The sequence below is a fragment of the Enterobacter cloacae complex sp. P43RS genome (assembly GCF_014930585.1).
Lineage (GTDB): Bacteria > Pseudomonadota > Gammaproteobacteria > Enterobacterales > Enterobacteriaceae > Enterobacter > Enterobacter bugandensis.
The window spans coordinates 21,750-47,243 of the sequence record NZ_JADBRJ010000015.1; the positions used below are offsets into that span (position 1 = coordinate 21,750).

General features: G+C 55.3%; 27 protein-coding genes. 17 read left to right on the forward strand and 10 right to left on the reverse strand.

What is annotated here, in order from left to right:
- Positions 1-47: 47 nt before the first annotated feature.
- The 3 genes from nirD to tsgA form a co-directional block, all read right to left on the reverse strand.
- A complete protein-coding gene (nirD, locus tag IM294_RS20335) occupies positions 48-374 on the reverse strand; it encodes a nitrite reductase small subunit NirD (protein ID WP_045259347.1) in 327 nt (108 codons plus the stop codon).
- Positions 371-2,914: a nitrite reductase large subunit NirB gene (gene nirB, locus IM294_RS20340; protein ID WP_028014653.1), complete on the reverse strand. Its 2,544-nt coding sequence runs from the start codon at positions 2,912-2,914 to the stop codon at positions 371-373. Before nirB ends, nirD begins: the two co-directional genes overlap by 4 nt.
- Positions 2,915-3,173: 259 nt before the next feature.
- Positions 3,174-4,358, reverse strand: a complete 1,185-nt coding sequence (gene tsgA, locus IM294_RS20345; protein WP_045259345.1) for an MFS transporter TsgA — start codon at positions 4,356-4,358, stop codon at positions 3,174-3,176.
- 278 nt (positions 4,359-4,636) lie between these two features.
- Here tsgA and ppiA point away from each other — a divergent pair, with 278 nt between their 5' ends.
- The 4 genes from ppiA (at position 4,637) to IM294_RS20365 (ending at position 7,803) form a co-directional block, all read left to right on the forward strand.
- Entirely contained in the window at positions 4,637-5,209 is a 573-nt protein-coding gene (gene ppiA, locus IM294_RS20350; RefSeq protein WP_032644556.1) for a peptidylprolyl isomerase A, read from the forward strand.
- Positions 5,210-5,316: 107 nt separating this feature from the next.
- Positions 5,317-5,901 carry a putative adenosine monophosphate-protein transferase Fic gene (locus IM294_RS20355; RefSeq protein WP_028014650.1) on the forward strand — a complete coding sequence of 195 codons (585 nt, stop codon included), beginning with the start codon at positions 5,317-5,319 and terminating at the stop codon, positions 5,899-5,901.
- 31 nt (positions 5,902-5,932) lie between these two features.
- Entirely contained in the window at positions 5,933-6,496 is a 564-nt protein-coding gene (pabA, locus tag IM294_RS20360) for an aminodeoxychorismate synthase component 2 (protein ID WP_028014649.1), read from the forward strand.
- Between the two features lie 86 nt (positions 6,497-6,582).
- The gene (locus IM294_RS20365; protein WP_175437393.1) at positions 6,583-7,803 is read left to right on the forward strand and encodes an aspartate aminotransferase family protein; all 1,221 of its coding nucleotides are present in this window, start codon (positions 6,583-6,585) and stop codon (positions 7,801-7,803) included.
- Here IM294_RS20365 and IM294_RS20370 read toward each other — a convergent pair.
- Together IM294_RS20370 and crp are read right to left on the reverse strand one after the other, a co-directional pair.
- Positions 7,800-9,887 carry a YccS/YhfK family putative transporter gene (locus tag IM294_RS20370; RefSeq protein ID WP_059357226.1) on the reverse strand — a complete coding sequence of 696 codons (2,088 nt, stop codon included), beginning with the start codon at positions 9,885-9,887 and terminating at the stop codon, positions 7,800-7,802. The genes IM294_RS20365 and IM294_RS20370 overlap by 4 nt on opposite strands.
- A 57-nt stretch (positions 9,888-9,944) precedes the next feature.
- Positions 9,945-10,577 carry a cAMP-activated global transcriptional regulator CRP gene (crp, locus tag IM294_RS20375; protein ID WP_000242758.1) on the reverse strand — a complete coding sequence of 211 codons (633 nt, stop codon included), beginning with the start codon at positions 10,575-10,577 and terminating at the stop codon, positions 9,945-9,947.
- 311 nt (positions 10,578-10,888) lie between these two features.
- Here crp and IM294_RS20380 point away from each other — a divergent pair, with 311 nt between their 5' ends.
- Positions 10,889-11,293: an OsmC family protein gene (locus IM294_RS20380; RefSeq protein ID WP_008503018.1), complete on the forward strand. Its 405-nt coding sequence runs from the start codon at positions 10,889-10,891 to the stop codon at positions 11,291-11,293.
- 66 nt (positions 11,294-11,359) lie between these two features.
- On the opposite strand, the gene IM294_RS20385 is transcribed toward IM294_RS20380, so the two are convergent.
- The 4 genes from IM294_RS20385 to IM294_RS20400 all read right to left on the reverse strand — a co-directional run bounded on the left by IM294_RS20385 (position 11,360) and on the right by IM294_RS20400 (position 15,513).
- Positions 11,360-12,229 carry a phosphoribulokinase gene (locus IM294_RS20385; RefSeq protein WP_028014646.1) on the reverse strand — a complete coding sequence of 290 codons (870 nt, stop codon included), beginning with the start codon at positions 12,227-12,229 and terminating at the stop codon, positions 11,360-11,362.
- A 30-nt stretch (positions 12,230-12,259) separates the two neighbouring features.
- Positions 12,260-12,478, reverse strand: coding sequence for a YheU family protein (locus IM294_RS20390; RefSeq protein ID WP_013099053.1), 219 nt, complete (start codon positions 12,476-12,478; stop codon positions 12,260-12,262).
- Positions 12,475-13,497, reverse strand: a complete 1,023-nt coding sequence (locus IM294_RS20395; protein WP_045259342.1) for a hydrolase — start codon at positions 13,495-13,497, stop codon at positions 12,475-12,477. The genes IM294_RS20390 and IM294_RS20395 overlap by 4 nt, the downstream gene beginning before the upstream one ends.
- Positions 13,498-13,608: 111 nt before the next feature.
- Positions 13,609-15,513, reverse strand: a complete 1,905-nt coding sequence (locus tag IM294_RS20400; RefSeq protein ID WP_126818576.1) for an ABC transporter ATP-binding protein — start codon at positions 15,511-15,513, stop codon at positions 13,609-13,611.
- A 132-nt stretch (positions 15,514-15,645) separates the two neighbouring features.
- On the opposite strand from IM294_RS20400, the gene kefG reads away from it, so the two are divergent.
- The 4 genes from kefG (at position 15,646) to slyD (ending at position 18,901) form a co-directional block, all read left to right on the forward strand.
- On the forward strand, positions 15,646-16,197 hold the full coding sequence (gene kefG / locus IM294_RS20405) for a glutathione-regulated potassium-efflux system ancillary protein KefG (protein ID WP_126818575.1): 552 nt from the start codon (positions 15,646-15,648) through the stop codon (positions 16,195-16,197).
- Positions 16,197-18,002, forward strand: coding sequence for a glutathione-regulated potassium-efflux system protein KefB (kefB, locus tag IM294_RS20410; RefSeq protein ID WP_028014643.1), 1,806 nt, complete (start codon positions 16,197-16,199; stop codon positions 18,000-18,002). The genes kefG and kefB overlap by 1 nt, the downstream gene beginning before the upstream one ends.
- A 13-nt stretch (positions 18,003-18,015) precedes the next feature.
- Positions 18,016-18,216: a YheV family putative zinc ribbon protein gene (locus IM294_RS20415; protein WP_003861689.1), complete on the forward strand. Its 201-nt coding sequence runs from the start codon at positions 18,016-18,018 to the stop codon at positions 18,214-18,216.
- 94 nt (positions 18,217-18,310) lie between these two features.
- The gene (gene slyD / locus IM294_RS20420; protein WP_003861691.1) at positions 18,311-18,901 is read left to right on the forward strand and encodes a peptidylprolyl isomerase; all 591 of its coding nucleotides are present in this window, start codon (positions 18,311-18,313) and stop codon (positions 18,899-18,901) included.
- A 51-nt stretch (positions 18,902-18,952) separates the two neighbouring features.
- Here slyD and IM294_RS20425 read toward each other — a convergent pair whose 3' ends face one another.
- Positions 18,953-19,171, reverse strand: coding sequence for a protein SlyX (locus IM294_RS20425; protein ID WP_028014642.1), 219 nt, complete (start codon positions 19,169-19,171; stop codon positions 18,953-18,955).
- A 238-nt stretch (positions 19,172-19,409) separates the two neighbouring features.
- Here IM294_RS20425 and fkpA point away from each other — a divergent pair, with 238 nt between their 5' ends.
- From fkpA to fusA, 8 genes are all read left to right on the forward strand, one after another.
- Positions 19,410-20,231, forward strand: coding sequence for an FKBP-type peptidyl-prolyl cis-trans isomerase (fkpA, locus tag IM294_RS20430; RefSeq protein WP_023331457.1), 822 nt, complete (start codon positions 19,410-19,412; stop codon positions 20,229-20,231).
- Between the two features lie 165 nt (positions 20,232-20,396).
- On the forward strand, positions 20,397-21,119 hold the full coding sequence (locus IM294_RS20435) for a transcriptional regulator (protein WP_014885489.1): 723 nt from the start codon (positions 20,397-20,399) through the stop codon (positions 21,117-21,119).
- Positions 21,119-21,505 carry a sulfurtransferase complex subunit TusD gene (gene tusD, locus IM294_RS20440; RefSeq protein ID WP_063438500.1) on the forward strand — a complete coding sequence of 129 codons (387 nt, stop codon included), beginning with the start codon at positions 21,119-21,121 and terminating at the stop codon, positions 21,503-21,505. The genes IM294_RS20435 and tusD overlap by 1 nt, the downstream gene beginning before the upstream one ends.
- Positions 21,505-21,864 carry a sulfurtransferase complex subunit TusC gene (gene tusC / locus IM294_RS20445; protein ID WP_028014639.1) on the forward strand — a complete coding sequence of 120 codons (360 nt, stop codon included), beginning with the start codon at positions 21,505-21,507 and terminating at the stop codon, positions 21,862-21,864. The genes tusD and tusC overlap by 1 nt, the downstream gene beginning before the upstream one ends.
- Before the next feature lie 7 nt (positions 21,865-21,871).
- Positions 21,872-22,159 (forward strand): sulfurtransferase complex subunit TusB, encoded by a 288-nt coding sequence (tusB, locus tag IM294_RS20450; protein WP_041911943.1) that lies wholly within the window; start codon positions 21,872-21,874, stop codon positions 22,157-22,159.
- A 124-nt stretch (positions 22,160-22,283) separates the two neighbouring features.
- A complete protein-coding gene (rpsL, locus tag IM294_RS20455) occupies positions 22,284-22,658 on the forward strand; it encodes a 30S ribosomal protein S12 (RefSeq protein WP_000246815.1) in 375 nt (124 codons plus the stop codon).
- Between the two features lie 96 nt (positions 22,659-22,754).
- Entirely contained in the window at positions 22,755-23,225 is a 471-nt protein-coding gene (rpsG, locus tag IM294_RS20460) for a 30S ribosomal protein S7 (protein WP_003861706.1), read from the forward strand.
- A 96-nt stretch (positions 23,226-23,321) separates the two neighbouring features.
- Entirely contained in the window at positions 23,322-25,436 is a 2,115-nt protein-coding gene (fusA, locus tag IM294_RS20465; protein WP_028014637.1) for an elongation factor G, read from the forward strand.
- Positions 25,437-25,494 lie beyond the last annotated feature (58 nt).

Below are 25,494 nucleotides of genomic sequence, written 5' to 3' on the forward strand. Positions count from 1 at the left end.
GTTACCCATAAGGGGTCATAAGCCTTTCCTATTGGAAAGGCGGAGGGTTACGCTTTGAGCTGCACCTTGCCGTCCTTCACGCGGGCGTCGTAGTGCTTCACCGAGAAGCTTTCATCTTCCATGCAGTGCCCGTCGGTTAAGCGGAAACGCTGCTTTTTCAGCGGGCTGGCGACCCACAGCTCACCCTGGTGTTCAGCAATCAGACCGCGGGAGAGCACGCTGGCCTCAAAGAACGGATCGATATTGCTGATGGCAAAGACCTGTTCATCGTGGCGAGGGCGGAAAATAGCTACCTGCTCGTTACCCAGCAAAGCACAGACGCCGGTTGCTGGCAGAATGTCGTTAATGTTGCAGATGTTTACCCACTGGCTCATGCGTTTTCCTCCACCAGCATCACCGGAATGCGTTCATACGGGGTTGCAGGACGATGCTGTTCGCGCTCCGGCACTACCTGCACGTTCGGGTCGCGCTGGGTGCTGTTGATAAAGTGTTTGAAGCGCGTCTGCGCCGCCGGGGTGTTGACGGTTTCGGTCCACTCGCAGATCACCGCCTCGCGCAGGCGAGCCATCTCGGATTCCAGCTGTTCGTTCAGACCCAGCTTGTCATCAATGATGACCGACTTCAGGTAGTCGATACCGCCTTCCAGGTTATCGAGCCAGGAAGCGGTACGGGTCAGCTTATCGGCGGTACGGATGTAGAACATCATGAAGCGGTCGAGATACTGGATCAGCGTGTCGCGATCGAGATCCGCCGCCAGCAGGTCCGCGTGGCGTGGTTTCATCCCGCCATTGCCGCACACGTACAGGTTCCAGCCTTTCTCGGTGGCGATGATCCCTACGTCTTTACCCTGCGCTTCCGCACATTCACGGGTACAGCCGGAGACGCCGAACTTCATTTTGTGCGGGGTACGGATGCCTTTGTAGCGGTTTTCCAGCTCGACGCCGAATCCCACGCTGTCGCCCACGCCGTAGCGGCACCAGGTGCTGCCCACGCAGGTTTTCGCCATACGCAGCGCTTTGGCATACGCGTGACCGGTTTCGAAGCCCGCTTCAATCAGCTGACGCCAGATTTCCGGCAGATCATCCTTCTGCGCGCCAAACAGGCCGATACGCTGGGAACCGGTGATTTTGGTGTACAGATTAAACTCACGGGCGATACGGCCCACGGCGACGAGCCCTTCCGGGGTGATTTCGCCACCGGCGGAACGCGGAATGACGGAGTAAGTACCGTCTTTCTGGATGTTCGCCAGGAAGTTATCGTTGGTGTCCTGCAGCGGCGTGTGTTCTGGTTTGAGCACGTACTCATTCCAGCAGGACGCCAGCAGGGAGCCGACGGTCGGTTTACACACTTCACAGCCGTAACCCTGGCCGTGTTTCTCCAGCAGTTCGTCGAAGGACTTGATGCCTTCCACGCGGATCAGGTGGTACAGCTCCTGGCGAGAGTAGGCGAAGTGCTCGCACAGGTTGTTGTTCACTTCGATGCCCTGTTTCGCCAGTTCAGCGTTCAGCACCTGAGTCACCAGTGGAATACAGCCGCCGCAGCCGGTACCGGCTTTGGTTTCGGCCTTCAGCGCCGCAACGGTGTGGCAGCCTTTGTTGATGGCGGAGATCAGCATGCCTTTGGTGACGTCGAAGCAGGAGCAAATCTGCGCGCTGTCCGGCAGTTTATCTACGCCGATAGATGGTTTACCGCTGGAGGCGTGCGCCGGCAGGATCAGCGCGTCCGGGTTTTCCGGCAGCTCAATGGCGTTCAGCACCAGCTGGAGCAGGTTACCGAAGTCGCTGGTATCGCCCACCAGCACCGCACCGAGCAGGGTTTTGTTGTCCTGGCTGACGATAAGGCGTTTGTAGACCTCTTTGCTTTCGTCCAGATAGACGTAGCTGCGGGAGTTCGGGGTGCGGCCATGCGCATCGCCGATACCGCCTACGTCCACGCCCAGCAGCTTCAGCTTGGCGCTCATGTCTGCGCCGGTGAAGGCGTTTTCGCTGCCGAGGATATGGTCCACGGCGACCTGCGCCATTTTGTATCCTGGTGCCACCAGACCGTATACCCGGTTATTCCAGCTGGCGCACTCGCCAATGGCGTAGATATCCGGATCGGAGGTCTGGCAGGTATCGTTAATCATGATCCCGCCGCGCTGGGCTACGGCCAGGCCGCACTGCGTGGCGAGCTTGTCGCGCGGACGAATACCGGTGGAGAAGACGATGAAGTCCACTTCCAGCTCGCTGCCGTCGGCAAAGCGCATGGTTTTACGCGCCTCTGTGCCTTCCTGCACGATCTCTTTGGTGTTCTTGCTGGTGTGAACCTTCACACCCATGCTTTCGATTTTACGACGCAGCTGGTCGCCGCCCATGTGGTCCAGCTGTTCCGCCATCAGCATCGGGGCAAATTCGATAACGTGGGTTTCAACGCCGAGGTTTTTCAGCGCGCCTGCCGCTTCCAGGCCCAGCAGGCCACCGCCAACAACCGCACCGCGTTTGCTTCGACGAGCGCAGGATTCAATGGCGTTGAGGTCTTCAATGGTACGGTAAACGAAGCAATCCTGGGTTTCCGACCCTTTAATCGGCGGGATCCACGGATACGAGCCAGTCGCCATGATCAGCTTATCGTAAAAAACCGTACGCCCGGCGCTGGAGTGGATCACTTTCTCCTGACGGTTGATGGTGATAGCGCGTTCGCCCACCAGCACTTTTACGCCATGCTTCTCGTAGAAACCTTCGCGCACCAGAGAGAGCTCTTCGGCGGTATGGTGAGAGAAGTAGGAAGACAAGTGCACACGGTCGTACGCCTTGCGGGGTTCTTCACAGAACACGGTAATATCGAACTGGTCAGCATCGGCTTTATCGAGAAGATCCTCAATAAAGCGGTGGCCGACCATGCCGTTACCGATGATAGCGAGTCTGACTTTGCTCATTTTTGCCTCGATTTCTTTTCTATTACTGCCTACCTTAACGATTCAGCAGGGGCACTTATTGATGCAAATCAAATACGCCTTCACCTACCCCTTAGTGGGTATATCTATGATTTGTCAGGTTTTTTATAAGTAACGGATATTGTTTGATTTTTGTGCTTGCTTGTTTTTCGCACAAATTTGAGGGGTTTTTTACGAATCGGCAGTCAGAGCGGGTAAGCAGGGTAAAACCCCTTTGCAGAACGCAAAGGGGTTTTGACGATTAGTGGGTAGCCGTTGCCGTATTGTGCTGGCGGTGACGGGTCACGAAGCCCAGAATGAAACACATGATAAACACCACGGCATACAGACCGTTAGCGGTGTGCAGCGCGGCCAGCGGGCCGCTGTGCGCCACAATCGGGCCCGTGACCACGAAGGTCAGCATGGTGCCGATGGTGCCGCAGGTCAGCACGAAGTTCACCAGCTTTGGCGAAGCCACTTTGGTCTGCAGGGAGCCCAGGGTGATGATTGAGGTGTAAATCGCGCTGGAGAAGAAGCCCAGGGTCAGGATGAACCATGGCATATGCTCCGGGGCACCGTTGATGAACAGATACATCAGCACGGTCGCCAGACCCGCCAGGACGGTCAGAATACGTTGCAGGTCGAAGAAGCGCAGGATGAAGCTAAAGGCCCACATGCCGAACATGTAAGACATCCAGAAATCGCTCACCAGTTTGCCCGCGTCGTTCAGGCTCATGCCCAGACCTTTGGCGTATTCAGGTACCCACGAGATAAAGCCCAACTGACCGAGGATGTAGCACAGGGCGGCAATGGAGAGGAACAGCACGCCGATACCCCATTTTTCTTTCGCCACCGGCTCTGAGGTGGTCTGCGCTTTTTTGCCCAGCACCGGGAAGTCACAGCCGAAGGTCAGAATGAAGATCGCGACATAGACCAGACCGATACAGGCGTATACCCAGTACCATTCAATGCTGCGCGCGAGCAGATACGCGGCGACCATCGGGAAAATCATCCCGGCCATGCTGAAGAAGGAGTCGGTAAACAGCAGGCGCGCGCCGCGCTGGCGGCCTTCATACATGTGCGTAATAAGGAACGTACCGATCGACATCGTGATCCCGCTGACCAGGCCCAGCACGAACATGGCGGCAGAGAACAGGGCGATGCTGTGGCTCAACATCAGGCCCGCCACGGCGGCAACCATCAGCACGAAGCCGAAGCGCAGCTGGGTTTTCAGCGGGACGATTTCCATCAGCCAGGCATTCAGGAAAATTGAGATCAGGATCCCCGCGTTGAGGAAGGTGAAGGTGTTACTCATGCTGGAAACGGGCAGCTGGAAGTAGTCTGCGATATTTCCCATCACCATCCCGGTGACGATCACCAACGCGCCGGTCAGGGCGTAGGAGAAGAAGCTTATCCATGTGAGCTTGATGCGATTGCTGTTAGTCATGTCTGGCCTGTTCAGAAAAAGAAAAGCGCCGGGAGGGCGCTGAGAGCGGGCAGATTTTAGTCGCTAAAGTGATCTATTCCTATCTTTTAAGGGAAATGAATATGACATTGCAGGTTTTAGTGTGATCTAAGTCACACTAAATGGCGGTATAACCAATCGTTTGCGCAGTAATAATTGTTTCAATTTCGTAAAATTAGGTAAAAGGCTGGTCTCGGTTCATACTGCTCTTTAGAATCAAGCCATTCGCTTTTTATACTGCGCTTTGTTAAGGAATTCTCATGCTCAAATCAACACTGGCGGCTGTCGCAGCTGTGTTTGCTCTTTCTGCCGTTTCCCCTGCTGCGCTGGCAGCCAAAGGGGACCCTCACGTTCTGCTGACCACCTCTGCCGGGAACATTGAGCTGGAACTAAATAGCCAGAAAGCTCCGGTTTCTGTGAAAAACTTCCTCGACTATGTGAACAGTGGTTTCTATAACAACACCACCTTCCACCGCGTGATCCCTGGCTTCATGATTCAGGGCGGCGGCTTCAACGAGCAGATGCAGCAGAAACAGCCTAACCCACCCATCAAAAACGAAGCGGACAACGGCCTGCTGAACAAGCGCGGCACCATCTCCATGGCGCGCACGGCGGATAAAGACAGCGCCACCAGCCAGTTCTTCCTCAACGTGGCGGATAACGCTTTCCTCGACCACGGCCAGCGCGACTTCGGCTATGCGGTCTTCGGTAAAATTGTGAAAGGGATGGACGTGGCGGACAAAATCTCTCAGGTTCAGACCCACGATGTCGGCCCATACCAGAATGTGCCGTCTAAGCCAGTGGTGATTCTCTCCGCGAAAGTGCTGCCGTAATCGTTCTTCCACACGGGCATATCCTGCCCGTGTCTTTCAGCCCTCCCTGCGAAAGCGCGTTTTGCTGCTTATACTTGTGGCAAACGGACTATTCAGGGAGGCGTTAAGTGAAAAAACTCACCGATAAGCAAAAATCCCGTCTCTGGGAGCAACAGCGTAACGTCAATTTTCAGGCCAGTTGTCTCCTTGAAAAAGGTAATGGTCCTTCAGAGCCCGGCATTGAGACGCTGGAGCTTGGGCCCTCAGCGCCCGGGCTACCGCATCTGTGCCTCATTCATCGCCATCTGTATCACAGAGAGATGAAGCAGGCAGGCGAATTCCGTACCGACGATATTTTTAAGGGTGACATTCCCTTCTGCCATTTTGAGTACATCGAGACGATGGGTAACGAACTGATGGCGGCGCTGGAAAGTGATAAGTATCTTGTGGGTCTTGAAAAAGCGGCGTTTGTTGAAAAAGTGAGCCATTACTACTGTGAAATCAATATGCTGCATCCCTTTATGCGCGGTAATGGCATAGCTCAGCGCGTCTTCTTTGAGCAGCTGGCCATCCACGCGAATTACGCGCTGGACTGGCGGGATATTGATCCCGAGCAGTGGGTGGCGGCGAACCGAAGCGGTGCCACGGGCGATTTGACCGCGCTGAGCGCTATCTTTGCCAAAGTAGTGAGCGAAGCGCGGGAATCTGAGTAGAATAGGGCGGCATTTTTTTTCGGGAGCCGCCATGATTCTGCTGATTGATAACTACGATTCCTTCACCTGGAACCTTTACCAGTATTTTTGTGAACTGGGTGCAGAGGTGGTTGTCCGCCGCAACGACGAACTCAGCCTGTCTGATATTGAGACGCTGGCTCCGCAGAAAATCGTCATTTCGCCGGGACCGTGTACGCCGTCGGAATCGGGCATTTCTCTGGAGGTTATTCACCACTATGCCGGCAGGCTGCCGATCCTGGGCGTCTGTCTCGGTCATCAGGCGATTGCCCAGGCATTTGGGGCTACCATCGTGCGTGCCGCGAAAGTGATGCACGGCAAAACCTCGCCGGTCACCCACACCGGCACGGGCGTATTCACAGGGCTCAATAACCCGCTAACCGTGACGCGCTACCATTCGCTGGTGATTGACCCACCGACGCTGCCCGACTGCTTCGACGTGACCGCCTGGAGCGATACGCAGGAGATCATGGGGATTCGCCACCGCGAGTGGGATCTCGAAGGCGTCCAGTTCCACCCTGAAAGTATCCTCAGCGAGCAGGGGCACGCACTGCTGGCAAATTTCCTCAATCGCTGAATATCTGTTGCCTTGTTGTGAGTTTTTATGCATATTTTGTGATTATATTTTCACAATGAATGTGACATAAAATGGATGGGCATGACATGGCAACTGAACAACCAGCAATTACCCGCGCGACATTCGATGAAGTGATTCTGCCGATTTATGCACCGGCTGAGTTTATCCCGGTGAAGGGGAAAGGCAGCCGCGTCTGGGATCAGCAGGGCAAAGAGTATGTGGATTTCGCGGGCGGTATTGCGGTCACGGCGCTGGGCCACTGCCATCCTGCGCTGGTGGACGCGCTGAAAACCCAGGGCGAAACCCTGTGGCACACCAGCAACGTGTTCACCAACGAACCTGCGCTGCGCCTGGGTCGCAAGATCATTGATGCCACGTTTGCCGAGCGCGTGCTGTTTATGAACTCCGGCACCGAAGCCAACGAAACCGCCTTTAAGCTGGCGCGCTACTACGCCACCACGCGCCATAGCCCGTACAAAACTAAAATCATCGCCTTCCATAACGCCTTCCACGGACGCTCTTTCTTTACCGTCTCCGTTGGCGGCCAGCCGAAGTATTCCGACGGCTTCGGTCCGAAACCAGCCGACATTATCCACGTGCCGTTTAACGATCTGCACGCGGTGAAAGCGGTGATGGACGACCACACCTGCGCGGTGGTGGTGGAGCCGATTCAGGGCGAAGGCGGCGTGACCGCGGCAACCCCGGAATTCCTGAAAGGGCTGCGCGAACTGTGCGACGAACATCAGGCGCTGCTGGTGTTTGATGAAGTGCAGTGCGGGATGGGGCGTACCGGAGAGCTGTTTGCCTACATGCACTACGGCGTGACGCCGGATATTCTGACCAGCGCGAAAGCGCTCGGCGGCGGTTTTCCGGTGAGTGCGGTACTGACGACGCAGGAGATCGCCTCGGCGTTCCACGTCGGTTCTCACGGTTCAACCTACGGCGGTAACCCGCTGGCGAGCGCCGTGGCGGGTGCCGCGTTCGACATCATCAACACCCCTGAGGTGCTGAACGGCGTTAGCGCGAAACGCGAGCTGTTTGTGCAGCATCTTCAGCAGATTAACAATAAGTACGACGTCTTCAGCGAGATCCGCGGCATGGGGCTGCTGATTGGTGCGGAGCTTAAGCCGCAGTACAAAGGCCGCGCGCGCGATTTCCTGCACGCAGCCGCCCACGAAGGCGTCATGGTGCTAAACGCTGGGCCTGACGTGATGCGCTTTGCGCCGTCGCTGGTGGTGGAAGAGAAAGATATTGAAGACGGGTTAACCCGCTTTGCCGCGGCGGTCGAGAAGATCGTAAAAGGCTAATACTCGGTTCGCTTTAACCGCCGGGTTAACCAAATGCCGTGATGCGGGCGCTGACGCCATGCCACCGACGAAATGGTGTGCATGGTGTTCAGATGTCCCAGCACGCGCTGCAAATGCTGCTCCAGGGTGCTCATCGGGCCGTGGGTCAGCGTCTCCGGTGCCTCCAGAATGTTCGAATCCCCCGACTCGCCCGGCGCGTCATACTCCAGACGCTGCTGACACCGCTGCAACGCAATTTCACACGACTGCAAATAGCGCTGCGCCAGATCCGGCGTCAGCATTGTGTGTTCGCGCGCCAGCGTGGTCATGGCGTTAATGTGCTCGACGATAAACTGGCTGTGCGTGACCCACAGCTTCATATCGGCAAGATAGTGTGAGTTAAAGCCCGGCTCCTGCATCGCCTGGTTGAGCGAGTTAAACAGGGCGTTGTGCGCCTGGTTGACCTTCATCCGCTGATACGCCAGCGGGGAAGGCTGCGGATCGTCGCTCAGGATCAGACGAATGGCCTGCTGATCGGCCTCCAGCGCGTCGTGGGCGTTCTGCCTCAGCAGCCCGCTCTGCCACTGCGGCCACAGCCAGACCATGCCCCCAAAGGCGATCAGGCAGCCGATCAGCGTGTCGATCAGGCGGGCAACGATGAACTGTTCGCCGTTAAGCGTCAGCAGCTGCAGGGTATATACCGCCGTCACCGTAAAGCCCACCATTGCCCAGCCGTAGTTTTTGCGAATGATTAGATAGCTTACCAGGGTGACCACCAGCATCCCTGCCAGGGTATAGCCCTCGGGCACGTGAAAATGCAGCGTCACGCCCGCAATAATCAGCCCCGCCATCGTGCCGCCTGCCCGGTGCAGAATGCGCACCCGCGTGGCGCCATAGCCGTTCTGGGTAACAAACAGCACGGTCATTAAGATCCAGTAGGGTTTCGGCAGGTGGAGCGCCATGCCCATCAGGCTGGCGATACTGAGCATGACGCTAATCCTTGCAGCGTTGCGCAGAGCGGAAGATTTGAGAGACAGGTAGCTTCTCAGCGCCGGCAGCAGCGGCAGACGTTTCTGTTTATCCGCCATCAGGTCACGGGAATAAAGCGGGCGCTGGGTGCGCAGCACGCGGGCGATGCGGCTGAAGTGCCAGGCGGCAAACTGGCCGACCGGGTTATCCGGGTGCTGACGGGCGATTTTCTCCAGCGCGCCGAGCTGTTTGTCCATGTTAAAGCGCGTGGGGTAGCGGTGGTAGAGAATATCATCGGCCAGCACCCGCAGGCGCGCGGAGACGGTTTGTGCGTTCCAGCGGATCACCGCTTCGGCATGGCTGCGCTCAACCAGCTTTTGCACCTCCTGCGGGTGGTGAAGGCTAACGGAGATATGCTCCTGAAGATCCAGCCCCACCTGAAAGGTGCGCAACAGCCGTTTATATTCGTGGTTCTTGTTGGCAGCGAGCATATGCAGCTGCTGATAGCACTGGCTTATCAGGTCTACCACCTTTTGCTGGCGCGTCAGCAACGGCGGTAAGGATTTCTCCGGATCCGTATGCTGGGTGAGCAGGGTGTATTTGGCTTCACAGTAATCCGCAAGCTGCACGTAGAGCAGGCTTAGAGATTCGCGCAGCGGCTGCTCCCGCCACAGCCAGAACCAGAACCAGTTAAACAGCCCGTACCACAGCGTGCCGAGGGCGTAGATCAGCAGCGGCTCCCACACGGGCATATTACCGGCGAGGCTCAGGGTGAAGATGGCCGCAATGAGTGACGCGGGAAGCAGACGGGCATGGAGCGAGCTGATTTCGGCGGTGACGCCGAGGGTCATCGCCAGCACGGTCAGGATCAGCGGCAGGGGAATATCACGAGCCAGCAGAAGCTGCACCGCGAGGCTACAGCCAGCAAACAGCGAGCCGCCAATTATCAGACGTTTGAAAAAGCGTTTATGGGGCGTGTCCAGACCGGCAATGTTGCAGCAGGCGGGGACGAGAGAAAACAGCAGGCCCTGCTGAAGATGTCCCAGGATCAGGCCCACGGCCACGGGAAGACACAGCACCAGCGTTTGTCGTAGTGCGTAGTTAACTTCCGGGTGATAGATCAGCCTGCGCCACATGGGGAAAAGAGACAAAAACGGCGTGACACCTCGCGATGGCACGCCGTTTAGGCAGGATTAACGGGTTCCGTAAACCACGATGGTTTTACCGTGGGCGGAGATCAGGTTTTGATCTTCCAGCATTTTCAGAATACGGCCCACCGTTTCGCGGGAGCAACCGACGATCTGACCGATTTCCTGACGGGTAATTTTAATTTGCATGCCGTCCGGGTGGGTCATCGCGTCTGGCTGTTTCGCCAGGTTCAGCAGAGTCTGCGCAATACGGCCAGTCACGTCCAGGAAGGCGAGGTTACCCACTTTCTCTGACGTCACCTGCAGACGGCGCGCCATCTGGGAAGAAAGACGCATCAGGATGTCAGGGTTTACCTGAATCAGCTGACGGAATTTCTTATAAGAAATTTCAGCCACTTCACATGCTGTCTTTGCACGAACCCAGGCGCTACGTTCCTGGCCTTCTTCAAACAGGCCCAGTTCACCGATAAAATCGCCCTGGTTCAGATAGGAAAGGATCATCTCTTTGCCTTCCTCATCTTTGATCAGCACTGCCACCGAGCCTTTGACGATGTAATACAACGTTTCCGCTTTTTCACCCTGGTGAATCAGCGTGCTCTTCGATGGGTACTTATGAATGTGGCAATGAGACAAGAACCATTCGAGAGTCGGGTCTGTTTGCGGTTTGCCAAGCACCATGCGCTGTTATCCTCTGTTATAAGCTGTCACCAGAGTCTTCAGATGCATCCGGACTCTGGGGTTGCAATCGAATTCTTACCCATACCCTGGGAAGTCGGCTGTCGTAACGTTTCGCAGCCAGTAAAGTTTGATGTCCTCTGCATACATGTGTAACGTCAATGTATTACTGTAGCATCCTGAGTGTTTTAGCATAGCTTTTGCCGCGTGTCTCCTGGTGTCTCGCTTCAGCATGATGCAGGTCGCCTTCCATTGCGAGAAATGTAACGCACGCGTAATCTGTCACCAAAAATGCAACGTTGGAGTTAATGAATATGCAAGCGCGCGTGAAGTGGGTTGAAGGTTTAACGTTCCTGGGCGAGTCCGCATCAGGACACCAGATTTTGATGGATGGTAACTCCGGCGATAAAGCTCCAAGCCCAATGGAAATGGTGCTGATGGCGGCAGGCGGATGCAGCGCGATTGACGTGGTGTCGATTCTGCAAAAAGGCCGTCATGACGTGACGGATTGCGAGGTTAAACTCACCTCAGAGCGTCGCGAAGAGGCGCCACGCCTGTTCACCCACATTAATCTGCACTTTGTTGTCACCGGGAAAGAACTGAAAGACGCGGCGGTCTCACGCGCGGTGGATCTCTCTGCGGAGAAATACTGCTCTGTGGCGTTAATGCTGGAGAAAGCGGTAAAAATCACCCATTCGTATGAAGTGATCGAGGCTTAATTATTGGGGCATCGTGCGTGTTGATGCCCTCACCCTAACCCTCTCCCTGTGGGAGAGGGAACATGTTCACGCGATCTGCTTCCCTTCCATCAGTCGCTCCACCAGCGGCGTCATGATCAGCTCCATTGCCAGCCCCATTTTTCCACCGGGAACCACTAACGTATTCATGTGGGAAATAAACGAGCCCTGCAGCATCGCCAGCAGCCAGGGGTAATCAATGCCTTCAAGATTGCGGAAGTGGATCACCACAAAGCTCTCATCCAGCGACGGGATGCTTTTCGCCGCGAACGGATTGGAAGTGTCCACGGTCGGCACGCGCTGGAAGTTAATGTGCGTGCGGGAGAACTGCGGCGTGAGATAGTTGATGTAATCTTCCATGGAGCGCACCACCGAGTCCATTACCGCCTCGCGCGAATGGCCGCGCTCGCTCATGTCGCGCGTCAGCTTCTGGATCCACTCCAGGTTAACGATCGGCACCACCCCGACCAGCAGATCCACATGGCGCGCCACGTCGTGCTGAGGTGTGACAACGCCGCCGTGCAATCCTTCATAAAACAGCACGTCGGTGGGTTCCGGCAGCGGTTGCCAGGGGGTAAAGGTGCCCGGCACCTGATTCCAGGGTACGGCTTCGTCGTAGGTGTGCAGATACTTACGGGACTGGCCGGTACCGCTCTGACCGTATTCGCGGAAGGTTTGCTCCAGCAGGCCGAAATCATTGGCTTCCGGGCCAAAGTAGCTGATGTGTTTACCCAGATCGCGCGCCTTGCGGATCGCCATGTCCATCTCAGGCCGCGTATAGCGGTGAAAGCTGTCGCCTTCGACCTCCGCAGAACGGAGATTCAGCTGGGCGAAAATCTTGCGAAAAGCGAGGCTGGTGGTGGTGGTTCCCGCACCACTCGACCCCGTAACGGCAATAATGGGATGTCTGGCAGACATAGCAACTCCCTGACGGAAAAGGTTGGAAGATCAGCCGTGAAACGCGTTGCGGGGCATGATATTGACCGTCTCATGCAGTTCTGACCACACCAGCACCACGTCGCCGCTTTTCAGCTGGCGTTTTACATCGTTGACCTTTTGCTCAAGCGAACGCTCATGTTCACCATAATCGGTGCCTTCGCGTAATACAAAGCTTTCAATCAGATTATCGAGCGTTTCGGGAGCCAGATCCTGCCAGGGAATGATCATTTTGCACCATCCAGATAAGGAGTCAGCCAGTCAGGAATGCGCGCTTCCAGCCACATTTTCGGCCTGCGCAGCGTGCCGCCGATGAACCCCACGTGGCCACCATGTTCGGTCAGCTGGTAGTGAACGTTGTCAGGCAGGAATTCCTGCGCGGGAATAGAGTGATGATCCATGAACGGGTCATCTTTGGCGTGAATAATCAGCGTCGGCTGCGTGATTTTGCTGAGCAGCGGCATGGCGCTGCACTGTCGGTAATAGTCGATAGCATCGGCGAAGCCGTGAATTTTGGCGGTGATTAGATCGTCGAATTCGCGGATGCAGCGTACCTTTTTCAGCTGGCGCAGGCTTACCGGCAGGGTATCCGGATAGGCCTTTAGCTTTCGCGCCGCGTTGGCTTTCAGCAGGTTGAGCAGATAGCGCTGATAGACGCGAGAAAAGCCTTTTTCCATGTGGTAGCTGCACTGCTCCAGCATAAACGGTGCGGAGACAATCACTGCAGCATTCAGCGGTACGCTGTCGCCCTCTTTGGCCAGCAGACAGGCGAGCATATTACCGCCCAGCGAGTAGCCCACGGCGGCCGTTGGCGCGGCGCCATAATTTTCCCGCAGCCAGTGCAGAAACCACGTGCCATCTTCGGTTTCACCCGAGTGATAAATGCGTTTCTGACGATTCGGCTCGCCGCTACAGCCGCGAAAATGCATCACCACGCCGAGCCAGCCGCGCGCTTTGGCGGCCTCAATTAACCCATGCGCATACGGACTGTGCAGGCTGCCTTCTAAACCGTGAAAAACCACCAGACGCGGCTTATGAAGAGCCTGTTCCGGCGCTTCGCTCCAGGCGAGATCCAGAAAATCACCGTCCGGCAGATCGAGCCGTTGCCAGTGCGGAGTGAACTGGACCTTGCGGCGGATCAGCCGCGGCAGCATGGTCTGCAAATGGCAGTTGGTCACGCCGCGCATGGGCACGAACTCGGTGCTGTCTTCGGCTGTAATGTCGAAGTCTGATGGAATGATTTGGGTCATAAGGACGATGCTGATTCTTGTCAGAAATTCACTATACTTTCCGAATTGTACCCCGTTTAGCCTGGATTTCCGAACCAGAGATAGATTCCGTCCGCACAACGGGGTAAAAATTCAGTCTGCCTGCAGCATCGCTTCCAGCTGTTCCTGGGCATCCAGCCATGCCATTTCGCACTCTTCGAGGCTGGATTTGGCTTTCGCCTGCGTTTGCAGACAATCCGTTAGCTCCGCTTTACGGCTCTGATCGTACAGGTCGCTGTCGCCCAGCTTCTCTTCGACGGCGGCAAGCGTGGCGTTGAGCTTTTCCATCTCTTTTTCAAGACGGGCAATCTCTTTACGCAGCGGCTGGGTCTGGGTGCGCAGTTCCGCTTCGCGGCGCTTCTGGTCTTTACGCGACTGTGCGCTGTTGACGTTGTCTTTCGTTGACTCTTCCGGCTGGTTTTCCTGCTTTTGTACGTCCGTCAGCCACTGCTGGTAGTCTTCCAGATCGCCGTCGAACGGTTCGACTTTGCCGCCGTGTACCAGGTAGAGATCGTCGGTGGTGGAGCGGATCAGGTGGCGATCGTGCGACACGACAACCAGTGCGCCTTCGAACTCAATCAGCGCTTCGGTCAGCGCCTGACGCATGTCGAGATCCAGGTGGTTGGTCGGTTCATCGAGCAGCAGCAGGTTGGGTCTCTGCCAGACGATCAGCGCCAGCACCAGACGGGCTTTTTCGCCGCCGGAGAAACGCTCGGTGTTTTCGGTCACCTTATCGCCCTGGAAGCCGAAGCCGCCGAGGTAGTCGCGCAGCTTCTGCTCCATTTCCTGCGGGGCAAGACGCGACAGATGCTGAATCGGCGATTCATCCGCGCGTAAAAATTCCAGCTGATGCTGGGCGAAATAGCCAAGCTTAATGCCCTTCGCCAGGCCGATTTCACCGCTGGTTGGGTTAAGCTCGCCCGCGAGCAGCTTAATTAACGTCGATTTACCGGCGCCGTTGCGCCCCAGCAGGCCAATGCGCGAACCCGGCACCAGGTTAAGCTTGATAGAGTCGAGGATGATGCGATCGCCATAGCCTGCGCTCACTTTTTCCATTTTCAGCAGCGGGTTCGGCAGGCTTTCCGGCGCGCGGAAGCTGAAGTGGAACGGGTTATCCACGTGTGCCGGGGCGATCATCTCCATGCGTTCCAGCATCTTGATGCGGCTCTGGGCCTGCTTGGCTTTTGACGCTTTAGCTTTGAAGCGATCCACGAAGCTCTGCAGGTGCGCCACGCGCTGCTGTTGGCTTTCATACATCGACTGCTGCTGAGCAAGGCGCGTCGCGCGCTGGCGCTCGAAGGAGCTGTAGTTGCCGGTGTACTCGAACATGGTTTGCTGTTCGATATGAATGATTTTATCCACCACCGGATCGAGGAAGTCGCGGTCGTGGGAGATGAGAATCAGAGTGCCCTGATAGCTCTTGAGCCACTTCTCGAGCCAAATAACCGCATCGAGATCGAGGTGGTTGGTCGGTTCATCGAGCAGGAGCAGGTCTGAGCGGCAGATCAGCGCCTGCGCCAGGTTGAGGCGCATGCGCCAGCCGCCGGAGAAGTCGCTGACCGGGCGTTCAAGCTGTTCATTGCTGAAGCCCAGGCCGTGCAGCAGGCTGGAGGCGCGGGAGCGAATGGTCCACGCGTCGATGGCGTCCAGCTTGCCGTGAACGGTAGCGATGGCGTGACCGTCGTTGCGCTCGTTGGCCGCGTTGAGTTCCGCTTCGAGCTTACGGTATTCGCGATCGCCGTCGATAACATAGTCGAGCGCCGGTTCGCTCAGGGCTGGCGTCTCCTGGTTTACCCACGCGAGCTGCCAGTTCCCCGGGAAGGTAAAGTTACCGCCATCCGCGCTAATCTCGTTTTTCAGCAGCGCCAGCAGGGTGGATTTACCGCAGCCGTTTTTGCCGACCAGCCCCACCTTCTGGCCCGGGTTGATGGTAGCAGTCGCGTTATCCAGCAGGACGCGCACGCCGCGACGAATTTGTAACGAGGAGAAAACAATCATAGAAGCGCCGTATGTTCCGACTATGTTAATTTGTCATTATGATAATGTAAGGTGTGGGCCATTTTCCCCACCGGGCCGCCATGGTAGCCCAAAACGACAACAATACACAAAAACAGAACCGGGAGGGGAGTGATGTCTCAGACAGCGAAAGTGCTGCTGCTGTATGCCCATCCGGAATCTCAGGACTCGGTGGCGAACCGGGTGCTGCTTAAGCCGGCCACACAGCTCAGTAACGTCACGGTGCACGATCTCTACGCGCACTATCCTGATTTCTTTATCGATATTCCTTACGAACAGGAACTGCTGCGTCAGCATGACGTGATTGTATTTCAGCATCCGCTCTATACCTACAGCTGTCCGGCACTGCTGAAAGAGTGGCTGGACCGCGTGCTGAGCCGGGGCTTCTCCAGCGGGGTGGGGGGCAACCAGCTGGCGGGAAAGTACTGGCGGAGCGTCATTACCACCGGTGAGCCGGAAAGCGCTTACCGTCACGACGGGCTGAACCGCTATCCCATGAGCGACATCCTGAGGCCGTTCGAGCTGACGGCGGCCATGTGCCGCATGCACTGGATGAGCCCGATTATTGTTTACTGGGCGCGGCGTCAGGATCCGAAAGCGCTGGCAAGCCACGCCAGAGCCTACGGCGAATGGCTGGCATCACCGATTGCGGCAGGAGGTCGTTAATGGAAGGATCGAATTTACTCCTCGCCGGGGTGTTGTTTTTATTTGCCGCCGTCGTCGCGGTGCCGCTTGCCGCCCGTATCGGCATCGGGGCGGTGCTGGGGTATTTGCTCGCAGGGATCGCCATTGGCCCATGGGGACTGGGTTTCATCAGCGACGTGGATGAAATTCTCCACTTCTCGGAGCTCGGCGTGGTGTTTCTGATGTTCATCATCGGCCTCGAACTGAACCCGTCGAAGCTGTGGCAGCTTCGACGCTCTATCTTTGGCGTGGGCGCCGCGCAGGTGCTGTTTAGCGCCGCGATTCTGGCTGGCCTGTTAATGCTGACCAACTTTTCCTGGCAGGCGGCGGTGATTGGCGGGATTGGTCTCGCAATGTCGTCGACGGCGATGGCGCTGCAGCTGATGCGCGACAAGGGGATGAACCGCAATGAGGCCGGACAGCTGGGCTTTTCGGTGCTGCTGTTCCAGGATTTAGCGGTGATCCCGGCGCTGGCGCTGGTGCCGCTGCTGGCGGGCTCGGGCGACGATCACTTCGACTGGGCAAAAATTTCCATGAAGGTGCTGGCCTTCGCGGGCATGCTGATTGGCGGACGTTTCCTGTTACGTCCGGTGTTCCGCTTTATTGCCGCCTCGGGCGTGCGCGAGGTGTTTACCGCCGCGACGCTGCTGCTGGTGCTCGGCTCGGCGCTGTTTATGGACGCGCTGGGGCTGTCGATGGCGCTGGGCACCTTTATTGCCGGCGTGCTGCTGGCGGAGAGTGAATATCGGCACGAACTGGAAATTGCCATCGATCCCTTCAAAGGGCTGCTGTTAGGCCTGTTCTTTATTTCGGTGGGAATGGCGCTCAATCTTGGCGTGCTTTATACCCATCTGCTCTGGGTTGCGGTGAGTGTTGCGATCCTGGTGGCGGTGAAAATGCTGGTGCTTTACGTCATGGCGCGTATCTACGGGTTGCGCAGTTCGGAACGCATGCAGTTTGCCAGCGTGTTGAGCCAGGGTGGCGAGTTTGCGTTTGTGCTGTTCTCCACCGCCTCCTCCCAGAAGCTGTTTAAAGATGACCAGATGGCGCTGCTGCTGGTGACGGTAACGCTGTCGATGATGACCACGCCTCTGCTGATGAAGATGGTGGATAAACTGCTGTCGCGCCGCCTGAATCCGGCAGACGATGAAGATGAAGCGCCGTGGGTAGAAGACGATAAGCCGCAGGTGATCGTCGTGGGCTTCGGCCGCTTCGGGCAGGTGATTGGCCGCCTGTTGATGGCGAACAAAATGCGCATTACGGTGCTGGAGCGCGATATCAGCGCGGTCAACCTGATGCGCAAATATGGCTACAAGGTCTATTACGGCGATGCCACTCAGCTTGAGCTTCTGCGCTCGGCCGGGGCGGAAGCCGCGGAGTCTATCGTCATCACCTGCAACGATCCGGAAGATACGATGAAGCTGGTGGAGCTATGTCAGCAGCATTTCCCGCACCTGAATATTCTGGCGCGTGCCCGGGGGCGTGTTGAAGCTCACGAATTGTTGCAGGCAGGTGTGAAACACTTCTCCCGTGAGACGTTCTCCAGTGCGCTGGAACTGGGGCGCAAGGCGTTAATCTCCCTGGGGATGCATCCTCACCAGGCGCAGCGCGCCCAGATGCACTTCCGCCGGCTGGATATGCGCATGCTGCGCGAATTAATGCCTGTACATAGCGATACGGCGCAGATCTCCCGCGTGCGGGAAGCGCGGCGCGAGCTGGAGGAGATCTTTCAGCGAGAGATGCAACAGGAACGACGCCAGCTCGACGGCTGGGATGAATTTGAATAAAAGGTAACGAAAGATGGCTGTACGTAAACGCTTTATCGCGGGTGCAAAGTGCCCGTCTTGCCAGGCTCAAGATACGCTGGCCATGTGGCGCGAAAATAATATTGATATAGTTGAGTGCGTTAAGTGCGGTCACCAGATGCGTGAGGCCGACAAAGAAGCACGCGATCACGTTCGCAAAGAAGAGCAAGTGATCGGCATTTTTCATCCAGACTAGCGATATGCTCTGAGTTTTTTTAAGCTTAAGGGTACACGGGTGCAGATTTCCGCTACAATCTGCGCCAGCAATTTTCCCACGCTCAGGAGATATCATGAAAGTAGCAAAAGACCTGGTGGTCAGCCTGGCCTATCAGGTACGTACAGAAGACGGTGTGTTGGTTGATGAGTCTCCGGTGAGTGCGCCGCTGGACTACCTGCATGGTCACGGTTCCCTGATTTCCGGCCTGGAAACTGCGCTGGAAGGTCATGAAGTTGGCGATAAATTCGACGTTGCTGTAGGCGCGAACGACGCTTACGGTCAGTATGACGACAACCTGGTTCAGCGCGTTCCTAAAGACGTGTTCATGGGCGTTGACGAGCTGCAGGTTGGCATGCGCTTCCTGGCTGAAACTGACCAGGGTCCGGTTCCTGTTGAAATCACTGAAGTTGAAGACGACCACGTCGTGGTTGACGGCAACCACATGCTGGCTGGCCAGAACCTGAAGTTCAACGTAGAAGTTGTTGCGATCCGTGAAGCGACCGAAGAAGAGCTGGCTCATGGCCACGTTCACGGTGCGCATGGTCACGACCATGATCACGATCACGGCCACGACGGCTGCTGCGGTGGTCACGGCCACGACCATGGTCATGACCACGGCCACGGTAAAGGTGGTTGCGGCAACGGCGGCTGCGGTTGCCACTAATTCCGTCATGCGGAAAATAAAAAAGCGGGATAATCCCGCTTTTTTTACGCCTCAATAATGAGGTGGTGGCGTCTCTTCCGACTGAGAGGCAATATTTGACGGCTGCGTCGCCTTCAGCTTTTCCGTCAGCAGGCGCATATGATCCCGCAGTTTCGCCATTTCGAGTTCGTGCGCGGTCACGGTCTGGTTAAGCTCTTCGATGGTGATGTCCTGAAAAGCCAGGCGGCTTTCCAGCTCAGCCATTCTCGCTTCTATCATTGTGTCCTTCATCATTCACCTCGTTTATATCTGTTACGCCATATTGGCCCAGCGGCGGCGCAGTTTAACTGAGTTTATCCTTAAGTGCAGTCTCTATCCCGTTGGCAAGAAACTTATTTAAACAAAAATAGTCTGAAAAGTGGCGAGAATTGGAAGTGTCTGTCTGTAGATTTCTTCCGCAACGTTTTATAGTACGTCACTCATTTACGTTTAACGCTGGGGTGAGAGTCCCCAGGCCCTGGAGATATGGATGAAATCACTGTTTAAAGTAACGCTGCTGGCGACGACGATGGCTGTTGCACTGAACGCGCCGCTGTCATTCGCTGCTGATACTGCTGCGAAGCCTGCTGCCACTGCAGACAGCAAAGCGGCGTTCAAAAATGACGACCAGAAATCCGCCTACGCACTGGGCGCATCTCTGGGCCGCTACATGGAAAACTCTCTGAAAGAACAAGAGAAACTGGGCATCAAACTGGACAAAGCCCAGCTGATCGCGGGTGTTCAGGACGCCTTTGCTGATAAGAGCAAACTGTCTGACCAGGAAATCGAACAGACTCTGCAGGCGTTCGAAGCGCGCGTGAAGGGTGCCGCTCAGACCAAGATGGAAGCGGACGCTAAAGACAACGAAGCGAAAGGCAAAGCCTACCGCGACACCTTTGCTAAAGAGAAGGGTGTGAAAACCTCTTCTACTGGTCTGGTGTACAAAGTTGAGAAAGAAGGTACCGGTGATGCGCCTAAAGACAGCGACACCGTTGTGGTGAACTACAAAGGTACGCTGATCGACGGTAAAGAGTTCGACAACTCTTACACCCGTGGTGAACCTCTTTCCTTCCGTCTTGACGGTGTGATCCCAGGCTGGACTGAAGGCCTGAAAAACATCAAAAAAGGCGGCAAAATCAAGCTGGTTATCCCACCGGATCTGGCCTATGGCAAAACTGGCGTTCCGGGTATCCCGGCTAACTCTACGCTGGTCTTCGACGTAGAGCTGCTGGACATCAAACCAGCGCCGAAAGCGGATGCGAAACCGGAAGCGCAGGCAGATCAGAAAGCTGCGACAGACGCTAAGAAGTAATGTGATGCAAACCGCCGCCTTTTAAGGCGGCGGTTTTTTATTGTGGGGCAGATATAATTAACACTGGAAAGCGTTAGGCACGCTGTATTAATTTAGTTGTCCGTGTAGATAATGAGCCTGCCCTGAAAACCTAACGACAGGCTCCTGAAAAGGAGTGTTTTTTTCATGTCCAGGTCGCTTTTAACCAACGAAACCAGTGAACTTGATTTGCTGGATCAACGTCCTTTTGACCAGACCGACTTCGATATTCTGAAATCCTATGAAGCGGTAGTGGACGGGTTAGCGATGCTCATTGGTTCCCACTGCGAAATCGTATTGCACTCCCTGCAAGATCTTAAGTGTTCCGCCATCCGCATTGCTAATGGTGAGCATACCGGCCGTAAAATTGGTTCGCCAATTACCGACCTTGCATTGCGTATGTTGCATGACATGACCGGCGCGGACAGCAGCGTCTCAAAATGTTATTTCACCCGCGCCAAAAGCGGCGTGCTGATGAAATCAGAAACCATCGCGATTCGAAATCGCGAGCATCGTGTGATTGGGCTGCTGTGCATCAACATGAACCTTGATGTGCCATTCTCGCAGATCATGAGCACCTTTATTCCGCCAGAAACGCCAGACGTTGGCTCTTCTGTTAACTTTGCCTCCTCCGTTGAAGATCTCGTCACGCAGACGCTTGAGTTCACCATTGAAGAGGTCAATGCTGACCGCAACGTATCGAACAACGCCAAGAATCGCCAGATCGTACTCAATCTCTACGAGAAAGGGATTTTCGACATTAAAGATGCCATCAACCAGGTGGCCGATCGTCTGAACATCTCCAAGCATACGGTTTACCTCTACATCCGTCAGTTCAAAAGCGGCGATTTCGTGGGGCAAGATAAGTAATGCGTTTTGCATTAATGGTGACGGGCCCGGCGTATGGGACTCAACAGGCCAGCAGCGCGCTGCAGTTTGCGCATGCGCTGCTGGCGGCCGGACACGAACTGGCGAGCGTCTTCTTCTATCGGGAAGGGGTGTATAACGCGAACCAGTTTACGTCGCCGGCGAGCGACGAGTTTGATCTGGTCCGCGCCTGGCAGGCGTTAAATGAAAAGCAGGGCGTTGAGCTGCATATCTGCGTGGCGGCGGCGTTGCGTCGCGGCGTGACGGATGCAGCCGAAGCCGAGCGCCTGGGGTTTTCAGGCGCTAACCTGCAGCCTGGTTTTTCGTTGAGTGGTCTGGGCGCATTGGCTCAGGCGGCGTTAACCTGCGACAGAGTGGTGCAATTCTGATGAAGCGTGTGGCATTTGTTTTTACTTCTGCGCCGCACGGCAGCACCTCTGGCCGCGAAGGCCTGGATGCGCTGCTTGCGACATCGGCGTTAACAGAAGATATCGGTGTCTTCTTTCTGGGGGACGGCGTGCTTCAGCTTCTGGCGGGCCAACAGCCGCAGGCCATTCTGGCGCGCGACTACATCGCCACCTTCAAAGTGCTGCCGCTTTACGATATCGAAACCTGCTATGTCTGTGCCGACTCTTTAACGGCGCGCGGTTTAAGCGACAAGACGCCTTTTGTGCTGGATGTGACGACCTTACCTGCCGCAGCACTGCGTGAACAACTATCCCACTACGACACCATTCTGACTTTCTGAGGCTTCCATGCTCCATATTCTCAGCCATTCACCATGGCAATGTGATATCGACACGCTGTTGAGCATGCTGCGCGAAGGTGACGATCTGCTGCTGATTCAGGATGGCGTGCTCGCTGCACTTGAAGGTGGACGTTTCGTTGAAATTCTCACGAATGCCCCCATAACGGTCTCTGCGCTGAAGGACGATCTGGATGCGCGGGGTCTTTCTGGTCAAATTTCAGCCAAAATTGACGTGGTTGGCTATACTGATTTCGTCAATCTTACTGTGACGCACGCCAGTCAAATGAACTGGTGATTTGAGATCGCTGTATATTTCTTGACACCTTTTCGACGTAGCCCTAAAATTTCGCGTCCTCATATTGTATGAGGTCGTTTTATTACGTGTTTACGAAGCAAAAGCTAAAACCAGGAGCTATTTAATGGCAACAGTTAACCAGCTGGTACGCAAACCACGTGCACGCAAAGTTGCAAAAAGCAACGTGCCTGCGCTGGAAGCCTGCCCGCAGAAACGTGGCGTATGTACTCGTGTATATACCACCACTCCTAAAAAACCAAACTCCGCACTGCGTAAAGTATGCCGTGTGCGTTTGACTAACGGTTTCGAAGTGACTTCCTACATCGGTGGTGAAGGTCACAACCTGCAGGAGCACTCCGTGATCCTGATCCGTGGCGGTCGTGTTAAAGACCTTCCGGGTGTTCGTTACCACACCGTTCGTGGTGCGCTGGACTGCTCAGGTGTTAAAGACCGTAAGCAGGCTCGCTCCAAGTACGGCGTGAAGCGTCCTAAGGCTTAATGGTTCTCCGTTAAGTAAGGCCAAACTGATTTATCTTAATGTCAAACTAAACTCGTAGAGTTTTGGACAATCCTGAATTAACAACGGAGTATTCCCATGCCACGTCGTCGCGTCATTGGTCAGCGTAAAATTCTTCCAGATCCGAAGTTCGGATCAGAACTGCTGGCAAAATTTGTAAATATCCTGATGGTAGATGGTAAAAAATCTACTGCAGAAGCAATCGTATACAGCGCGCTGGAGACCCTGGCTCAGCGTTCTGGTAAAAATGAACTGGAAGCTTTCGAAGTCGCTCTCGACAACGTTCGCCCAACTGTAGAAGTTAAGTCCCGCCGCGTTGGTGGTTCTACTTATCAGGTTCCAGTTGAAGTTCGTCCGGTTCGTCGTAATGCCCTGGCAATGCGTTGGATCGTTGAAGCTGCTCGTAAACGCGGTGATAAATCCATGGCTCTGCGTCTGGCGAACGAACTTTCTGATGCTGCAGAAAACAAAGGTACTGCAGTTAAGAAACGTGAAGACGTTCACCGTATGGCAGAAGCCAACAAGGCGTTCGCACACTACCGTTGGTAATCCCTTCGGAGTATTAGTCACCAGGCGGGCGCTTCAGAGAAGCTGCCCGCTCTGGGTAACTTAACTGAACGCCTAAAGAAACAAACGAGGAATCAAATGGCTCGTACAACACCCATCGCACGCTACCGTAACATCGGTATCAGTGCGCACATCGACGCCGGTAAGACCACTACTACCGAACGTATTCTGTTCTACACCGGTGTAAACCATAAAATCGGTGAAGTTCATGACGGCGCAGCCACCATGGACTGGATGGAACAGGAGCAGGAGCGTGGTATTACCATCACCTCCGCAGCGACTACTGCATTCTGGTCAGGTATGGCTAAGCAGTACGAACCGCATCGCGTAAACATCATCGACACCCCGGGCCACGTTGACTTCACCATCGAAGTAGAACGTTCCATGCGTGTTCTTGACGGCGCGGTAATGGTTTATTGCGCAGTTGGTGGTGTTCAGCCACAGTCTGAAACCGTATGGCGTCAGGCGAACAAATATAAAGTTCCACGCATCGCGTTCGTTAACAAAATGGACCGTATGGGTGCTAACTTCCTGAAAGTTGTTGGCCAGATCAAAACCCGTCTGGGCGCGAACCCTGTTCCGCTGCAGCTGGCAATTGGTGCTGAAGAAGGCTTCACCGGCGTTATCGACCTGGTGAAAATGAAAGCCATCAACTGGAACGATGCAGACCAGGGCGTTACCTTCGAATACGAAGATATCCCGGCTGAGATGCAGGACCTGGCTGACGAATGGCACCAGAACCTGATCGAATCCGCTGCTGAAGCTTCTGAAGAGCTGATGGAGAAATACCTGGGTGGTGAAGAACTGTCTGAAGAAGAGATCAAAAAAGCTCTGCGTCAGCGCGTTCTGAACAACGAAATCATCCTGGTAACCTGTGGTTCTGCGTTCAAGAACAAAGGTGTTCAGGCGATGCTGGATGCGGTAGTTGACTACCTGCCATCCCCGGTTGACGTTCCTGCGATCAACGGCATCCTGGACGACGGTAAAGATACTCCGGCTGAGCGTCACGCAAGTGATGACGAGCCGTTCTCTGCACTGGCGTTCAAAATTGCTACCGACCCATTCGTGGGTAACCTGACCTTCTTCCGCGTTTACTCTGGTGTGGTTAACTCTGGTGATACCATCCTGAACTCCGTGAAAGCGGCGCGTGAACGTTTTGGCCGTATCGTACAGATGCACGCTAACAAACGTGAAGAGATCAAAGAAGTTCGTGCGGGCGACATCGCTGCAGCTATCGGTCTGAAAGACGTGACCACTGGTGACACCCTGTGTGACCCGGATCACCCGATCATTCTGGAGCGTATGGAATTCCCTGAGCCGGTAATCTCCATCGCGGTTGAACCAAAAACCAAAGCTGACCAGGAAAAAATGGGTCTGGCTCTGGGCCGTCTGGCGAAAGAAGACCCATCATTCCGCGTATGGACTGATGAAGAATCTAACCAGACCATCATCGCTGGTATGGGTGAACTGCACCTGGACATCATCGTTGACCGTATGAAGCGTGAATTCAACGTTGAAGCGAACGTGGGTAAACCTCAGGTTGCTTACCGCGAAGCGATTCGCGCGAAAGTTACCGATGTTGAAGGTAAACACGCTAAGCAGTCTGGTGGTCGCGGTCAGTACGGTCACGTTGTGATCGACATGTACCCACTGGAGCCGGGCTCTAACCCGAAAGGTTACGAGTTCATCAACGACATCAAAGGTGGTGTAATTCCTGGCGAATACATCCCAGCCGTTGATAAAGGCATCCAGGAACAGCTGAAAGCGGGCCCTCTGGCTGGCTATCCGGTTGTTGACATGGGTATCCGTCTGCACTTCGGTTCTTACCACGACGTTGACTCCTCTGAACTGGCGTTTAAACTGGCTGCGTCTATTGCCTTTAAAGAAGGCTTTAAGAAAGCAAAACCAGTTCTGCTTGAGCCAATCATGAAGGTTGAAGTAGAAACTCCTGAAGAGAACACCGGTGACGTTATCGGTGACTTGAGCCGTCGTCGCGGTATGCTGCGTGGTCAGGAATCCGAAGTAACTGGCGTTAAGATCCACGCTGAAGTTCCGCTGTCTGAAATGTTCGGATATGCAACTCAGCTGCGTTCTCTGACCAAAGGTCGTGCATCATACACCATGGAATTCCTGAAGTATGATGATGCGCCTAACAACGTTGCTCAGGCCGTTATTGAAGCCCGTGGTAAGTAATCCACAGGATTAAAACCTAAGTCCCGTGCTCTCTCCAGAGGGGAGAGCACTATAGTAA

What these genes read in the sequence shown, in the direction of transcription:
- nirD (WP_045259347.1), bottom strand. Translation starts at nt 374, where the DNA reads ATGAGCCAGTGGGTAAACATCTGCAACATTAACGACATTCTGCCAGCA.
- nirB (WP_028014653.1), bottom strand. Translation starts at nt 2,914, where the DNA reads ATGAGCAAAGTCAGACTCGCTATCATCGGTAACGGCATGGTCGGCCAC.
- tsgA (WP_045259345.1), bottom strand. Translation starts at nt 4,358, where the DNA reads ATGACTAACAGCAATCGCATCAAGCTCACATGGATAAGCTTCTTCTCC.
- ppiA (WP_032644556.1), top strand. Translation starts at nt 4,637, where the DNA reads ATGCTCAAATCAACACTGGCGGCTGTCGCAGCTGTGTTTGCTCTTTCT.
- pabA (WP_028014649.1), top strand. Translation starts at nt 5,933, where the DNA reads ATGATTCTGCTGATTGATAACTACGATTCCTTCACCTGGAACCTTTAC.
- IM294_RS20365 (WP_175437393.1), top strand. Translation starts at nt 6,583, where the DNA reads ATGGCAACTGAACAACCAGCAATTACCCGCGCGACATTCGATGAAGTG.
- IM294_RS20370 (WP_059357226.1), bottom strand. Translation starts at nt 9,887, where the DNA reads ATGTGGCGCAGGCTGATCTATCACCCGGAAGTTAACTACGCACTACGA.
- crp (WP_000242758.1), bottom strand. Translation starts at nt 10,577, where the DNA reads ATGGTGCTTGGCAAACCGCAAACAGACCCGACTCTCGAATGGTTCTTG.
- IM294_RS20380 (WP_008503018.1), top strand. Translation starts at nt 10,889, where the DNA reads ATGCAAGCGCGCGTGAAGTGGGTTGAAGGTTTAACGTTCCTGGGCGAG.
- IM294_RS20385 (WP_028014646.1), bottom strand. Translation starts at nt 12,229, where the DNA reads ATGTCTGCCAGACATCCCATTATTGCCGTTACGGGGTCGAGTGGTGCG.
- IM294_RS20390 (WP_013099053.1), bottom strand. Translation starts at nt 12,478, where the DNA reads ATGATCATTCCCTGGCAGGATCTGGCTCCCGAAACGCTCGATAATCTG.
- IM294_RS20395 (WP_045259342.1), bottom strand. Translation starts at nt 13,497, where the DNA reads ATGACCCAAATCATTCCATCAGACTTCGACATTACAGCCGAAGACAGC.
- IM294_RS20400 (WP_126818576.1), bottom strand. Translation starts at nt 15,513, where the DNA reads ATGATTGTTTTCTCCTCGTTACAAATTCGTCGCGGCGTGCGCGTCCTG.
- kefG (WP_126818575.1), top strand. Translation starts at nt 15,646, where the DNA reads ATGTCTCAGACAGCGAAAGTGCTGCTGCTGTATGCCCATCCGGAATCT.
- kefB (WP_028014643.1), top strand. Translation starts at nt 16,197, where the DNA reads ATGGAAGGATCGAATTTACTCCTCGCCGGGGTGTTGTTTTTATTTGCC.
- IM294_RS20415 (WP_003861689.1), top strand. Translation starts at nt 18,016, where the DNA reads ATGGCTGTACGTAAACGCTTTATCGCGGGTGCAAAGTGCCCGTCTTGC.
- slyD (WP_003861691.1), top strand. Translation starts at nt 18,311, where the DNA reads ATGAAAGTAGCAAAAGACCTGGTGGTCAGCCTGGCCTATCAGGTACGT.
- IM294_RS20425 (WP_028014642.1), bottom strand. Translation starts at nt 19,171, where the DNA reads ATGAAGGACACAATGATAGAAGCGAGAATGGCTGAGCTGGAAAGCCGC.
- fkpA (WP_023331457.1), top strand. Translation starts at nt 19,410, where the DNA reads ATGAAATCACTGTTTAAAGTAACGCTGCTGGCGACGACGATGGCTGTT.
- IM294_RS20435 (WP_014885489.1), top strand. Translation starts at nt 20,397, where the DNA reads ATGTCCAGGTCGCTTTTAACCAACGAAACCAGTGAACTTGATTTGCTG.
- tusD (WP_063438500.1), top strand. Translation starts at nt 21,119, where the DNA reads ATGCGTTTTGCATTAATGGTGACGGGCCCGGCGTATGGGACTCAACAG.
- tusC (WP_028014639.1), top strand. Translation starts at nt 21,505, where the DNA reads ATGAAGCGTGTGGCATTTGTTTTTACTTCTGCGCCGCACGGCAGCACC.
- tusB (WP_041911943.1), top strand. Translation starts at nt 21,872, where the DNA reads ATGCTCCATATTCTCAGCCATTCACCATGGCAATGTGATATCGACACG.
- rpsL (WP_000246815.1), top strand. Translation starts at nt 22,284, where the DNA reads ATGGCAACAGTTAACCAGCTGGTACGCAAACCACGTGCACGCAAAGTT.
- rpsG (WP_003861706.1), top strand. Translation starts at nt 22,755, where the DNA reads ATGCCACGTCGTCGCGTCATTGGTCAGCGTAAAATTCTTCCAGATCCG.
- fusA (WP_028014637.1), top strand. Translation starts at nt 23,322, where the DNA reads ATGGCTCGTACAACACCCATCGCACGCTACCGTAACATCGGTATCAGT.